Source organism: Paenibacillus farraposensis (genome assembly GCF_020736845.1).
Taxonomy (GTDB): Bacteria; Bacillota; Bacilli; order Paenibacillales; family Paenibacillaceae; genus Paenibacillus; species Paenibacillus farraposensis.
This window is the reverse complement of sequence record NZ_JAFFQR010000019.1, coordinates 1-14,245: the sequence shown is the minus strand read 5'-3', so window position 1 is coordinate 14,245 and position 14,245 is coordinate 1. Positions and strand designations below refer to the sequence as shown.

Genomic DNA, 14,245 nt, shown 5'->3' with positions numbered 1-14,245 from the left:
GGAGGTCTAACGATGTCCAACGAGTATTTTGAACGTAAGCGCTCACATCGAAAATGGGTTGGTGGGTTGATCCTGCTGCTGTCATTGATGCTGGTGCTATCCGGCTGCGGCGCCGGTAAGGATGGCCAGGATGGTTCCGATGGAAAAGAGGGAAAGATTACACTCAAAATGATGCACCTGTGGCCAGAGGGAAGCTCGGCACAACAGAGCAAGCTTGTGAGCCAGATTATAGCCCAATACCAAAAGGATCACCCGAATGTCGTTATTCAGCAGGAAGTGCTGGAAAATGAACAATATAAAAACAAGCTCAAAGTGCTGTCGGCTTCCAATGAATTGCCCGATATCGGCATCACCTGGGCAGCAGGCTTTATGGAGCCTTATGTTAAGGGCGGATTATTTACGCCGATGGATGACCTGTTGAATGGCTCCAGACTGAAGAACAAATTCGTACCAGGAACGACCGAAGCTTATGCGCTGAATGGAAAAACGTATGCGCTGCCCATCGAATTAAACATTTCACCCATCTACTACAACAAAGCCATATTCCAAAAATACAACCTGAAAGTGCCCGCGACATATGACGAATTGAAGCAAATTGTGAAAACACTTACGGATCATGGTGTCGCACCAATTGCACTGGGCAATAAAGATCGCTGGACTGGCTCGCTCTGGTACATGTATCTGGCAGATCGTATAGCGGGTAACGATACGCTGAAAAAAGCGATTGATGGCTCAGGATCTTTCGATGACCCTGGCTTGATTCAGGCGGCTTCCGAAATCCAGACACTCGTGGACATGAATGCTTTTAACAAGGGATTTAACGGCCTGTCCAATGACGAAGGAAAATCCGAGTTTATGAACGCCAAGGCGGCTATGTATTTAATGGGTACTTGGGAATTGCCGAATTTTACGACCAACCCTGCAATCCCGCAAGCATTTAAAGATCAAATTGGCTTTTTTAAATTTCCGATGGTTGCAGGCGGCAAGGGCAACGTAAACGGCTGGGTAGGAGGGCCGGGAGTAGGCTTGTTCGTATCGGAGAATTCCAAGCTTAAAGAAGAGGCCAAAGCTTTTGTTGAATATTTTGTCGTTAAGTGGGGTGAGCAATCGGTAACGCAGGCGGGAGTTATTCCGGCGACGAAAGTGGACACCTCCAAAGGAAACCTGCCCAAGTTGTATGTCGACTTGCTGAATGGGCTAAATCAAGCCAGCAGCATTACATTATTCGCCGATGTACAGATGAAGCCGAGTGCGGCGCAGGTACATTTGAATATGATTCAGGCGTTGTTTGGCAAAGCGGTGACACCGCAACAATTTGCCGATCAGCATAAGGCTGCCATTGAAAAGGGAAATTAAAATTGATCACGCAAGGAGGTCCGGCCGTGGAAAAGGTCATGTCCAATAAGCTTGTCATCGCTCTATATGTGCTGCCTTCCCTGCTGTTGCTGCTCGCTGTGATTTATGTACCCATAGTGCTGACCGGCTATTACGGCCTGAATCAGTGGAATGGAATCGGCCCCATGGCTTTTGTCGGGCTGGGCAACTATCAGCATTTGTTCACAGACACGGCGTTCTGGCAAAGTGCCTGGCATTCGCTACTGCTGGCCTTGTTTTCGGGCGTCAGTCTGATCGGTTATCTGGCCATTGCGATGATTTTGTCAGGAAAAATCAAGGGAGCGAATCTGCTGCGGAAAATTTATCTGATTCCCATGCTGCTGTCTTCTGTAGCTATCGCGCAATTGTGGCTCAAAATGTATCATCCGACGAACGGCGTGCTGAATGCCTTGCTGGTGTCGGTTGGAGTTCACAATCCGCCTGAATGGCTGGCACAACCGTCTTTGGTGCTGCCTGCCCTGTTCATCCCGATTATTTGGCAATATGCAGGTTTTTATATTCTGATCTATTACGCTGGGCTGAAAAACATTCCCGAAACGCTGGTAGAAGCTGCCCGGATCGACGGGGCCAGTGCCTGGCAGATTGCAACTCGTATCAAATTGCCCCTGCTGCGCGAGGTGATTAACGTAACGATCGTGTTGTCCATTGTCGGCTCGCTCAAATATTTTGACCTGATTTACGTCATGACGGACGGTGGGCCAAATGGAGCCAGTGAAGTGATGGCTTCTTACATGTACCACCAGGCGTTCCGCAGCTTTGATTTCGGATATGGCAGCGCTACAGCCTTTGCCCTGCTGTTCATCTGCCTGGTCGCTACATGGCTGATTCGCAAGGCTACCGCTTCCGGTGACACGATCGAATATTCATAATAGGGTCATGCGAATAAATAATCGACAACAAAGACAGGAAGGGGGAGGTACATACATGAAAACCCAGGCAGCCGCCAGCTATCCGCTTGGAGTCGCTACCCGCAGCAGACTGTTAACTCGGGCCGGCTATACCGCTTTGTATATACTTTTGATCATCCTGGCGGTGACACAGCTTTTACCGCTGCTGTGGCTGATGCTTTTCTCGCTTAAAAATAATCAGGAAGTGTTTAACCTTCCGCCGTTTGCACTCCCGTCCCAGCCGCATTGGGAAAACTATGTGAATGTGTGGACCAGCGGCAATATCGGGCGGTATTTTTTTAATAGTGCATGGATTACCGTAATATCCGTGGCGCTGACGGTGCTGCTGGCCAGCTTTGTGACGTTTGCCATTACACGTATGCGCTGGAAAGGCAGCCGGGTGGTCCTTGGACTCTTTATGGTCGGACTCATGATTCCGGTCCATGCAACCTTGATTCCGCTGTTCAGTATGTTCCTTAAGCTGCATCTGACAGACACGCCGCTGTCCATCATCCTGTCGTATGTCGCTTTTAACCTGCCCACAACGATGATGATCCTGCTGGGATTCTATTACGCCTTGCCCCGTGAAGTGGAAGAAGCGGCTGTTATGGACGGCTGCACTGTCAACCGGATGTTTTTCCGGATTGTGCTGCCCATGACGACTCCGGTTATGGCGACGACATCCATTATTAACATGATCTATAACTGGAATGAGTTTATTTTCGTCAATACGTTCATCAGCTCGGACGAAAACAAAACACTGACCGTTGGCGTCCAGAACTTTATTGGACAATATACGACCGACTGGGGAGCGATCGGAGCTACGCTGATGATCAGCATTTTGCCCATTTTGCTTGTGTTCCTCATCATGAGTGACCGGATTGTAGAAGGGATTGCAGCCGGGTCGGTTAAGGGGTAACCCGAACGAATTCATACTTGTTAAAGTTTAGTTCAGGTGATTCTAATAGTGATAGAGCTTTAATTTGGGGTAGTACCAGCGAAGCTGACTCCACCCGCAAAGTAGATGTTATTAAATGGGGAATCTATTGATAACCTCGTTGTATTCCTCCTGAGCATCAGTAATTGCAAGCTTGGAATAGACTTCTAAAGACTTCCGGCTTTCATGACCTGAATACGGTTGTATGAGCGCATCATCAATGCCTTGTTTTTTTAGCCAGGTTAAGAGAAAATGTCGCAACTTGTGTGGAGACAGATTTTGAGTCATGCCGGCAACTTCCGAATATTTGGCTAGGATTTTGCGGATTCCCCGATCAGTATATTCTTCTTCCATGATGATTCGAAAAGGTACACCGCTTGCTTCTTTTTCATGGAATCAGCATGCATGGCCAACATTTCCTTGAACGAATGAGGGAATGGTACAATCCGATCCAGGTGAAGCGACAGTACGGCCATCTCCTGGTCCTATAACCGGTTGGTAGCAATTTTTCCGCCTTTTCCGTAAAAAATGAAACTGTTTGCCGAGTTCCAGTTCTCCACAACATTCAAGCCTGAATTGATCTCCTTGCGCAGATCCTCTGAATGAAGATAATCACATAGGAATATCGTCTTGACTGCTTTGCCAAGTTCGCCCAAATCTTGATAGGTTGGATGTTTTAAATTATTGCGTGTAAAACGCTTCAAGATGGCTTCCGTTTCAGCGGTACCCAGGCGTAAAGCAGTAGCATACTTCATCATTTGGTCGTACAGCTGCCGAATCAGCTCCCAATTGATCGGACGAGTCAGTACCGGCTGTAAATTCTGATAAGCATCGGTCATGCCTGGTTCCGGTCTATACAGCTTTTGTGAATGACTAGCTTTAAGGCGCGGCATGAGATGGTATCCTAACAGGTGGCAAAATGCGAATGCAACCTCGCTCTGGCCATGGGAGTCCACGTAATTCTTCTCGACTTCCATCTCTGTGCAATGCCGGAGTAATCCTTCCATCATAGCAGCTACCTCGGACGAGGAACATGGCTTGAGCTGCGAGTAGATGCAGGTCGAGTGTTTCTCAACATGCCAATAAATCATCACGCCACGACCACGGTACCGAATATGCCATTCTGTCATTAAGTTTTGATCCCACGCGCCGAATTTTTTGGAATCCGATGCACAGGATGTTGTGGCGTTGCCCCAAATTTCCTGCATCCGCACGCGAAATATCGCATTAACGACTTCAGAAATGGCGTTGCGAAGGTTATCTTTATGGATGAATTTTCTCCGGACATAGAGCAAGTCTTTGTAGCTTTCTCCATGCTCACCAGCACTCACGCGTTTCAATCCTATATTGGTCCCAAGCCCGTATAGAGCCAGGATAAGTCTCTTTTGTAGCCTTTCTCGATCTAACGTTTCTCGCGAAGCTACCGTCTTGAATTGTTCGATGAACCTGACGCGGAGATCCGTCTCCTTCAGGATATCCAGTAGGCTCGTCATGGGCCACCGCCGTTGTAACTCTGACTTGACGTGGGATAAATTAACGGGTTCTGTTTGTGGCTCTAAAGGTGACAAACTGATCCAACCATTCCCTTTCTCAGTAATCCGGACTTTTTCGTTTTTGGAAAGCCCGCGATCCAGCTTCTCCAATCCATCCTTCATCGCTTGCTTCAGCGTCTCAATAAAGTCAACGGCGTCCAATGGTTGCTTTAAGGCCTTGTAGTTTTCCTCACGACGTTCCTCAAAATCGGTGGGGAGGTCATCATCCGGGTTCCGATATCGATTCGCACCTACCGCCCATATTTCCTTACAGCGGAGCTTGTCTCTCAACGCTTGCAAAACACTGATTAGAACTTCAATCGCTTGGTCCAGAATATTCTCGAAGGGCGATGAGCTTGAGCCAAACGAAAAAGGGCTTCAATTTTACGATAATCTGTTTGACGAGTGCCTCAAATATGGCATTGAGCCTTTGGTTACTATTTCTCATTATGAAACTCCGTTACACCTATCCAGAGAATATGATGGCTGGGTTAACCGTAAGATGATTGGATTCTATGAGCGATATGTCCGGACTATTTTTAATAGATACAAAAATAAAGTTAAATACTGGCTGACATTTAATGAGATCAACTCTATTTTGGAGCAGCCGTTTATTAGTGGCGGCATCAGCACACCGAAGGAAAAACTGAGTAAACAAGATTTGTATCAAGCAGTTCACCACGAATTTGTTGCAAGTGCACTGGCCGTGAAAGTTGGACATGAAATCAATCCAGATTTCAAAATAGGTTGTATGGTCATTGCAATGCCAATTTATCCACTGACTCCTGATCCTAAGGATGTCATCCAAGTTATGAATGCTGACCATAAAAATACGTTTTTTGCTGATGTACATGCACGCGGATCTTACCCAAGCTATATCAAGCGGTACTTGAAAGAAAATGGAATAAACATCCACTTTGAACCTGGAGATGAAGAGATCCTCAAACACACTGTTGATTTTATCTCATTCAGTTACTATCAGAGCAGCTGTGAAACTGCAGATCCAGCCAAGCAAATTAAGGGAGAAGGCAACCTTATGGGTGGCGTACCTAATCCACATCTGAAAGCGAGCGAGTGGGGCTGGCAAATCGATCCTCAAGGCTTGAGATACATTATGAATGTCTTGTATGATCGTTATCAGAAACCATTGTTTATTGTGGAGAATGGATTAGGTGCGATAGATCAATTGATTACAGATAAAAACGGAGAAAAAACAGTTGAAGATGATTATCGAATTGATTATCTCAAGCAGCATTTAATTCAAGTGGTTGAGGCGATTCAAGATGGTGTTGAGCTGATGGGCTACACAACTTGGGGCTGTATAGACCTTGTTAGTGCAACAACGGCGCAACTGAAAAAACGATATGGTTTTATCTATGTGGATCGTCATGATGACGGCACAGGAACATTAGAACGCTATCGTAAAAAATCGTTTTATTGGTACAAAGATGTGATTAAGAGCAATGGTGGAAGTTTGTTCGAAAAATAAGTTTATATCGCAAGAGTTTGCTGAAAATGTCGAGTATTAATAACAATTCCCTTTGAAAGTCGCTATTCTAGCGGCTTTTTTGGTTTGATCGGTACAGTGGATCGGCGTGGTGCTGATTGAAGAAAGAGAAGCTTGTGGTTACAAATCGATACGGTACATTAATAAAACAACTGGAAAGTCGTGTGTGTAGGGATGATTACAACCCCTGAATGGAATACTCGAGAAACCCAGGTCATTCAAAGACCTTGGGTTTCTCGAGTATTTCAATGGCGACTCGTGAATAGGAAGACGAGGAGATTATCGACGTTTTCCCGACATTTCAGCTTGATCGCTATCTTCTTCGATTAATTGATTTGTCTCATCTTTTTTAGTTCGCCTATTGTCAGCAGAAAATTAAGTATTAGACTGAATGTCTTTATTCCACGCGGCTTTTCGAATTTCATACCGACAGACTCCATAAAATAAGTTTTAGACTGACCTCAGAAATAGAAACAGCGACAGCAAAGGACGAGAAAATAAAGTCCTAGACTGTCGCTGTTTCATTTAACTAACGTTTCTCGTTAGCATAATCCCTAACGTTCTCGAAGTAAGAAATAATAGATCAACTGGCCTCTTAATTCTGTTTCTCTTTCAAAGTTTAGTTTTCGTTGCAAGTTTATTGATCTGTCATTTTCTTGCTCGACAGTAGCTTCAATTATGTCTAGCCTCATATATTTGAAGCCAAAATCTATTACAGGCTTCAATGCTTCTTGCATAATTCCTTTTCCCCAATATCCTCTTGCTAAATCAAATCCAATTTCAGCTCTAGGTTGTTCACCTTGAAACCAGCAATGGAAGCCACAAGTTCCGGATAAACTGGGCATCACTCTTGCTAAAAATCCCCCAGCGACACCCCGTATCTTCTATGTGAAATCTTATGATTTCTTCAGCTTCGTTTCTATCTCTGCATGGGCTTATATCCATAAATCTTGTTACATTCTCATCTGAAAAATGCTTAAAGACGGCTTCAATGTCGTCTAAGGTAAGAATGGCGAGTTTCAACCTGTCTGTCTCTATTTCAGGAAATATAAGATTTGGATTGGACAATTCCTATGACCTCCATAAGTAGATTTTGCCATTTAAATAATACCACATATTGGACTTATTCTACCCGCTAGTTTAATGCCCTCGACAGTCTAGGACTTTATTTTCTCAGTCTACAACTTTATTTTCCCGGTCTAATACTTTATTTTTCAGTCTAAAACATTATTTTCTTCTGACAAGGATTACATCGAAGCTCCTTGCCCCTTCTAGATCTTCATCATCAAGAAATGCAATGCGGTCCACGAGTGCATCCAGCTTGGCTAAAGAAGCAACTGGGAGCTTTTCAAGGGTGGCCTGGAAAAACTGTCCTTCGTAGGTGCGAATGGAGGTTTTTATCAGCCGCTCGATGCGATCTGGCGTAGGCGGGACAATCTTCATCTCTCGGAACCGTCTGTATACCGTATCCACTAAATATTCGAAATCATGACCATGGAATAGTTCATGAGTACAGAGCCAATCGGTTACATCTTCAGCATCTTGTACTGTATCCTCACGATAACCGAAGAAGTCCCTAATTTGGGGCCGGTGGTACGTGATGGATCGCCCGGCCCAATCATATTGTGCGTATAGTTCCGGCTGCACTTCAATCTGCTTCGCAATATATTTGATAACCGCTTTGGTAACTTCAAATTTATGGAAGGGAAAACGCGCTTCGTATTGAAAAACATTCCATCTACTTTGCGGGTGGTATCAGCTTCGCTGGTACTACCCCATGCCCATCAAGCTAATATTTTGAAGTACCCCCAAAACGAAATTTTTATCTCTTGATAGTTATTTATGAAAATTAAATTCATTTTTTCGTTTTGGGTAACAGCCAATTTCTTAAGTTGATGGATGTGTGTTGCTACCCCAATAAGTGCTAATCGTTGATTGTATTGAATTTTAAGTAAATCTATTATGTTGCTTGATATGGTTAAATGCTATAATAGTAAATTGTGGATAAAGGATATGCCTTATATGTTTAGAGAGGTGAGGAATTATGCTTAATAAGCCGAGTGATTATATTGAAGCTGGTTTGAAGCTGGAGTTGGAAGAAGATTTAAAATACTTATTTAATTCAACAGCTGATATAAAGATGGTACCAAAGGGTACAATTGTTTTAAGGCAGGGGCAAAGAGTTTCTTCACTGTATTATATTCATAAAGGAATTATGAGAGGATATTATATAGATGCTGCAGGGAATGATGTGACAAAATGTTTTGCAGCTGAAACGGAATTTGCCTGTGCAGAGGGTTTATTAAGAGTTGAAGAAGCTAGATTTAGTGTAGAAAGCCTGCAAGACAGCATTTGCGTAGTTATTCCGTATAATTCCATAGACCAAGGTATGAAGAAAACTAATCAAATGAAGGTTATATTCACTAATTATATTCAGAAGATTCTTGTTGGTATGCTAAATCGAGAACAGGCGTTACTTATGAAAGATGCACTGGAAAGGTACATGGAGTTTAAAAGAGAGTATTCTTCTTTAGAAAGTAGAATAAATCAATCATATATTGCTTCTTATATTGGAATTAGAGCAAGCTCACTTAGTAGAATTAAGAGAAGTATGAAAATAGAATAAACGTTTTTAGGAAACATCAAATAAAAGTATTTGGTGTTTTTTTATTGCAATTTACATATGTCAATTACAACAGGCTATTATCGCATTATGATAACTGGTGTAATCACTGATTTAGGAGGATTTATTTATGAAGAAAATTTCCTTGGTAACAGGTGCAAATGGTCATTTGGGTAACAACTTGGTAAGGGAATTATTAAAAAGAGGAGAAACTGTTAGAGCAAGTGTACGAGATTTAAATGACAAAGAACCATTTATAGGCCTTGATTGTGAGATCGTCTACGCCGATTTGAGGGATAAAGACTCACTTCATAAAGCACTTGATGGAGTGAATACCTTATATCAAGTAGCTGCTGTATTTAAACATTGGGCACAAGATCCTGAAAAAGAGATAATTATTCCTAATGTTGAGGCAACTCAAAATATAATGGAGGCTGCTAAAGAAGCAAATGTAAGAAAAATAGTATATGTAAGCTCCGTAGCAGCATTGTCATTGGACAAGACAAACTTAAAGGGTAAAATTGATGAAACTACATGGCTTGAAAACAGTCATGGAAATGCATACTTTGATTCAAAAGCACGAGCTGAAAGAACAGCTTGGGAGCTGGCAGAAAAATATGATTTGGATATGGTTAGCGTTCTTCCTGGTGCAATGATTGGTGGAGAGTTTTTAAAGAAAACTCCAACCATACTGGCCTTCGATAGTATTCTTTTAGGAAAGATGAAAGTTAACTATATAAGTGAAATGACGCCAATAGATGTAACTGATGTTGTGAAAGGTATGATTGCTGCAGCGGAAAAAGGTGTAAGGGGTACAAGATATATCTTGGCTAATGAAGAGCCTGTAACTTCAGATGATATCATTAAAATTGCAAAAAAATTTATTCCTAATCTTGAGATACCACAAAAATATACTAAAGAACAGTTGTTAAATTTAGCTGATAAACTTGAATTTGAAGCAAAGGAAAAGAATACTCAGCCATCACTACTTAGAAGTCAAGTAGAATTATATTATGGTGGAATAAATAGACACTATGACCTTACTACATCAAGACAGGATTTGAATTTTAAGCCTAAGTTGGGTGAAGTGGCATTAGAAGAGTATTTTAAACGGTTTTTTGCTAGCCTAAGAAAAAAATCCTTATAATGAATCGGCTACACTTAACTGGACAATAAAATAAAGGTCAAGTAGACTTACCGCCAATTCTGGGCATACTTCTAACTCACATAAGTGAACAGTCCCAGAAACTTTATATGGGGTCCCACCACATCGCCATCAAGTTAAGACGAATTTGTATCTATATAACGAAAAAAACGCTATTCTTTTTGTAGAAATATATAAAAAAATGGCGTTTTTGATGAATCCTATCATTTCAAATGAACTGATTCTTTTCGCACAAGAGCTACAATACTTTTTATCTCCAGTAGTCCTACAAGATATCGCCAAACAAGTTGGCTTTGTACAGCGATCTAGTAAGTATCAAGCAAACGAACTCATTGCCCTTTGCGTATGGCTCAGTCAAGAAATAGCTAGCACATCACTTACACAATTGTGCAGTCAGTTAGAGGCTTCCACTGGGGTACTGATGAGTTCAGAAGGACTGAATCAACGCTTTAATCCAGCGGCTGTCGCATTTCTTCGAGAAGTCTTTACTTCTCTTCTCACACAAAAACTCTGTTCAAATCACTCGCTTTCTGTACACATGATCTCTACTTTCAATCGTATCCGTATTTTAGATGCGACGGTGTTTCAACTGCCTGATCATTTCGCCACTAACTATCAAGGTTCAGGTGGGAGTAGTAATACGGCAGGCGTGAAAATCCAAATTGGAATATGATTTACTTAGTGGTCAATTTCTTAACGTGCAGCTTGGACCAGGAAAAAATAATGATAAAACATACGGTACCATCTGCCTTGAAACCGTAGAGGCGGGCGATTTGTGTTTACGTGATCTTGGTTACTTCGATTTAGGAGACTTACAAACCTTTCATGATAAAGAGGCTTACTATATCTCGCGGTTGAAGCTGAATACACGCATTTATATCAAGAACCCTGAGCCAGAATACTTCAACAATGGCACGTTAAAAAAGCAAACAGAATACATCCAGCTTGATATGATACAAATGATGTCTAGTCTAATCCCTGGTGAAACGATGGAAATCCCCGAGGCATACATTGGCCAAAATCATAAGCTGTCAGCACGTGTCATTATCCATCGTTTAACCGATGATCAAACGCAAACACGCCTGAAAAACCAGGCGATACGTGAAAAGAAAAAAGGCATTGTCATGAAGGATAAAAGTAAACGTTTAATGGGCATGAATGTATATATCACGAACACGTCGCTAGAAGAAGTACCGACGAACTACGTGCATTCATTGTATTCACTTCGTTGGCAGATTGAGATTTTGTTTAAAACGTGGAAGTCATTCTTTGAAATTGATGAATGTAAAAATATTAAAAGAGAACGCCTAGAGTGCCATTTATATGGACAACTCATCGGCATTCTCCTCTGTTCTTCTACGATGTTTCAAATGCGACAGCTTCTGCTTGAAAAGAAAAAGCAGGAGCTGAGTGAATACAAAGCGATTTATATGATTAAAGACTATTTTCCATTACTGTTTCAAGCGATAGCCGTTGGAACAGAGGAACTTTTGAAAATTCTGCATCGCCTTTATCAGCTGCTTAAAAAGAACGGTCGTAAATGTTATAGATATAAGAAGATGACCGTCTTTGATATTCTAGGGATTGTGTATAAAACGACGGTGAAGCATAGACAAGCTGCCTAGCGAAAAAATCGCGTTTTAATAGGCTTCTTTAGCATGCCTACTTTTCTATCACTTGCTAGTTTTGAAACAAGGATCATTTTGTATCTAATAATTTACTTTGTTAGCTTGATGGGCATGTGGCGGTACCCCAATATGTGCACCCTGAGAACACATAATCGTCCTTTAAGTATGGCCAGATGAGATTCCCAGCAAACGCAAAGCGAGTTTCAAGCTGTGGCGTTCTTCGTGTATTCGGTCAAATAATACACGGGGAATGGGAAAGTCATTTTTTCAATCATAAACAGTTGCCTGAAAGGGCAGAGAGGATTTCCTGTGTTGTCCGGGTACGCCCGATGCGTGGAAAAATGAAATTTTTTACGTAATCATGCCCGGTTTCGGAAAAACCAGTCATCGCATCAATCGCCAAAATCAGTTGATATCCATGCATAAACGCTTCCCGCGCAGTCGTATCAACGCCCAACTCAGTAGCGATGCCGCATAAGACGATGGTATCAATTCCCCGGCGGCGCAACTGAAGGTCGAGCTCCGTTCCGTAAAAAGCCCCCCATTGCTTCTTCGTAATGATATGGTCTGTCTCGGTGACCCGCATTTCCGGGATGATTTGATCCCATCCTTCAGGCAGATTAAGGGGTGGTCCAGGCGAATCCAACTTAGGACGCGGGATATCCTTCAAATCTTTACTAGATACCCGGACCAGTGCAACCATTGAGCCTTGCTCACGGAAAGTATCTGCCAAGGCTGCGGCGTTAGACACTACCTGCTCAGCAGAATAAGGGGCGTATTGATTTCCTATCCACTTTTGCAAGTCAATAACAACCAACGCTGTTTTTTGTGGATCCCATAATCGTTCCATTCTGTGTGTTCTCCTCATCTCTTCGATTTGACCGTATGTTTAATTACGCGAACATATAGTCATTTGACTTCATGTTTCGTATTTTGTACTATCATTCATAAATAGTCAAGGGGGAAATTTTTCTTATGAGTGTGACAAAAGAAGAGGTTTTAAAATCGTCGATGAAGCTTTTTAAGGAACATGGGTTTCTTTCGACGACGATACAGGATATTGCCGAGGATTGCGGTATTGCCAAAGGATCAGTCTATAAATATTTCCCTTCTAAGGAAGACCTCTTCAGCGAGGTGTTTGATCAATGCCATAACGCCTATTTTGATCAAGTCGATGAACTGAAACGCTTTCCCGAACTCTCGCCAGAAGAGCAGTTTCTGCAGCAGATCATTCTGCGATTCCGTTATTTTATGGAATACAAGCATATTCTGGTCGAATTCACGGAGCTCCCCATCCAACAGGATCCCAAGTTCCAGCCGCTTAGACACAAGGTTAGAGGGCGGCTCATCCGATGGCATAAAGAGTGCTTGACACGGGTTTATGGCGAAGAAATTTATCCGTTCCTGTGGGATTTGGTTTCCATCTATCGTGCGATTTTGAAGGAGTACTTATTTTGGATCGTTTATGAAGAAAAGTCTCTATCGCTTGAGGAAACGGCAAGGTTCATTTTGGATAAGCTCAATGTGCTCGTTAAGCATATGATGGCCTCTAACCTGAAGCCTCTGTTGAAACAGGCTTCGTTCGAGAGGTATTTAAGCTGGGGGCTCGAGGACCGCCAAGGGGAGAGAGAGCAGTTCCTTACCGAGCTGTTTCGAGAGATGGATTCGGCCCTTAATGTTCTTCCATCCGGCGCAAAACATCGTTCGGAGTTGAAAGAGGTTTACCGTTTTATCCAGAATGAAACTCGTAAAGCGGAACCGAACTTCCCGTTGCTGCAAGCCTCGCTCTACTTTTTGGAGAGAGAGAAAGAGCTTAAAAGTCAGGTCATCCAGTTAAGGAATATTATTTATTCAGGTAGGGGAAGATAGCTGTTATGTGAAATCAAATCTAACCCCATCGGGGACAAGAGTGAGGACTCTAGGGTGGAGAGAACAATACACGAAAAAGGTACGTCTAATGTTGTTACGGTTAGCGAGCATTCTGCTACGGAAAACGTTAGTTGAATGACAACAGTGTCAGTCTAAAACTTTATTTTTACCTAACAATGCTAACAGAAAAGCAGCTCCTGCATCTGCAGGAGCTGCTTATTGTTGTGTATTGAATTTGTTTCAATTATTGAGAAATGCGGCGTTCCTAAAAGCATACTTTTAGGAACGGTTCTAAATTAGTCTATTTTAAGTTCCAAAATGTTCGTAAATAATTATTGGAACGTTTCAATATTAATCACAGCTTTTGGAACTGAAGCTACCAAAAACATCATAAAATCCTAACTGCTGTACATAAAAAGCATCTTTCGGCTGCAGTAGATTTGGCCAAAGATTAACAGTACGTATTAATGAAGAAAAAATTCGAAAGTATGAGGAGTATAGTAAAAGAAATGATTTTGATAAGTCACTTATCAATTGGTATAACTTACATGTAGTAATCAGCAAACCTAAATGATATATTATTCATCTGGCCGTAAGATAGGCTGTGATGTAATGGTTCAAAAATTCAAAAGATCATCTATGAGTTATTATTTACCAGTAGTATGAATCGCCAAAGTATGATATATTATTTATCCGGCCCAA

General features: G+C 42.2%; 9 protein-coding genes and 4 pseudogenes. 8 read left to right on the top strand and 5 right to left on the bottom strand.

Translation table 11 applies throughout. The features are described 5' to 3' along the window. Positions 1-12: 12 nt before the first annotated feature. Genes JO375_RS04395 through JO375_RS04385 form a run of 3 tightly spaced genes read left to right on the top strand, consistent with a single transcriptional unit; the run spans position 13 to position 3,201 of the window. Entirely contained in the window at positions 13-1,356 is a 1,344-nt protein-coding gene (locus tag JO375_RS04395) for an extracellular solute-binding protein (protein WP_229523314.1), read from the top strand. Positions 1,357-1,382: 26 nt separating this feature from the next. Beyond that, on the top strand, positions 1,383-2,264 hold the full coding sequence (locus JO375_RS04390) for a carbohydrate ABC transporter permease (protein WP_229523313.1): 882 nt from the start codon (positions 1,383-1,385) through the stop codon (positions 2,262-2,264). A 55-nt stretch (positions 2,265-2,319) separates the two neighbouring features. Next, positions 2,320-3,201 (top strand): carbohydrate ABC transporter permease, encoded by an 882-nt coding sequence (locus tag JO375_RS04385; protein ID WP_229523312.1) that lies wholly within the window; start codon positions 2,320-2,322, stop codon positions 3,199-3,201. Between the two features lie 111 nt (positions 3,202-3,312). On the opposite strand, the gene JO375_RS04380 is transcribed toward JO375_RS04385, so the two are convergent. Together JO375_RS04380 and JO375_RS04375 are read right to left on the bottom strand one after the other, a co-directional pair. Beyond that, a complete protein-coding gene (locus JO375_RS04380; protein ID WP_229523311.1) occupies positions 3,313-3,573 on the bottom strand; it encodes a site-specific integrase in 261 nt (86 codons plus the stop codon). Between the two features lie 134 nt (positions 3,574-3,707). Next, positions 3,708-5,060 (bottom strand): annotated as a pseudogene (locus JO375_RS04375) (Tn3 family transposase); the annotation flags it as partial. Between JO375_RS04375 and JO375_RS04370 the strand changes: the two are divergent. Next, positions 5,056-6,240, top strand: a pseudogene (locus JO375_RS04370) (glycoside hydrolase family 1 protein); the annotation flags it as partial. The pseudogenes JO375_RS04375 and JO375_RS04370 sit on opposite strands and share 5 nt — an antisense overlap. A gap of 572 nt (positions 6,241-6,812) precedes the next feature. On the opposite strand, the gene JO375_RS24710 reads toward JO375_RS04370, so the two are convergent. Both JO375_RS24710 and JO375_RS04360 read right to left on the bottom strand, forming a co-directional pair. Continuing rightward, positions 6,813-7,103, bottom strand: coding sequence for a GNAT family N-acetyltransferase (locus JO375_RS24710; RefSeq protein WP_322098697.1), 291 nt, complete (start codon positions 7,101-7,103; stop codon positions 6,813-6,815). Positions 7,104-7,485: 382 nt separating this feature from the next. Then, a pseudogene (locus JO375_RS04360) lies at positions 7,486-7,977 on the bottom strand (DUF4158 domain-containing protein); the annotation flags it as partial. A gap of 325 nt (positions 7,978-8,302) precedes the next feature. Between JO375_RS04360 and JO375_RS04355 the strand changes: the two are divergent. The 3 genes and pseudogenes from JO375_RS04355 (at position 8,303) to JO375_RS04345 (ending at position 11,671) form a co-directional block, all read left to right on the top strand. Beyond that, positions 8,303-8,884 (top strand): Crp/Fnr family transcriptional regulator, encoded by a 582-nt coding sequence (locus tag JO375_RS04355; RefSeq protein WP_229523310.1) that lies wholly within the window; start codon positions 8,303-8,305, stop codon positions 8,882-8,884. Between the two features lie 127 nt (positions 8,885-9,011). After that, complete coding sequence (locus JO375_RS04350; RefSeq protein WP_229523309.1) at positions 9,012-10,028, top strand: NAD-dependent epimerase/dehydratase family protein; 1,017 nt, start codon at positions 9,012-9,014, stop codon at positions 10,026-10,028. Between the two features lie 211 nt (positions 10,029-10,239). Beyond that, positions 10,240-11,671 (top strand): annotated as a pseudogene (locus JO375_RS04345) (IS4 family transposase). A 274-nt stretch (positions 11,672-11,945) separates the two neighbouring features. Here the strand turns inward: JO375_RS04345 and JO375_RS04340 are convergent. Continuing rightward, positions 11,946-12,524, bottom strand: coding sequence for a hydrolase (locus JO375_RS04340; RefSeq protein WP_222847804.1), 579 nt, complete (start codon positions 12,522-12,524; stop codon positions 11,946-11,948). Positions 12,525-12,649: 125 nt separating this feature from the next. Here JO375_RS04340 and JO375_RS04335 point away from each other — a divergent pair, with 125 nt between their 5' ends. Then, entirely contained in the window at positions 12,650-13,543 is an 894-nt protein-coding gene (locus tag JO375_RS04335; protein ID WP_229523308.1) for a TetR/AcrR family transcriptional regulator, read from the top strand. Positions 13,544-14,245: the final 702 nt, after the last annotated feature.

Coding starts and splice junctions, on each gene's coding strand:
- JO375_RS04395 (WP_229523314.1), top strand. CDS start 13: ATGTCCAACGAGTATTTTGAACGTAAGCGCTCACATCGAAAATGGGTT.
- JO375_RS04385 (WP_229523312.1), top strand. CDS start 2,320: ATGAAAACCCAGGCAGCCGCCAGCTATCCGCTTGGAGTCGCTACCCGC.
- JO375_RS04380 (WP_229523311.1), bottom strand. CDS start 3,573: ATGGAAGAAGAATATACTGATCGGGGAATCCGCAAAATCCTAGCCAAA.
- JO375_RS24710 (WP_322098697.1), bottom strand. CDS start 7,103: ATGCCCAGTTTATCCGGAACTTGTGGCTTCCATTGCTGGTTTCAAGGT.
- JO375_RS04355 (WP_229523310.1), top strand. CDS start 8,303: ATGCTTAATAAGCCGAGTGATTATATTGAAGCTGGTTTGAAGCTGGAG.
- JO375_RS04350 (WP_229523309.1), top strand. CDS start 9,012: ATGAAGAAAATTTCCTTGGTAACAGGTGCAAATGGTCATTTGGGTAAC.
- JO375_RS04340 (WP_222847804.1), bottom strand. CDS start 12,524: ATGGAACGATTATGGGATCCACAAAAAACAGCGTTGGTTGTTATTGAC.
- JO375_RS04335 (WP_229523308.1), top strand. CDS start 12,650: ATGAGTGTGACAAAAGAAGAGGTTTTAAAATCGTCGATGAAGCTTTTT.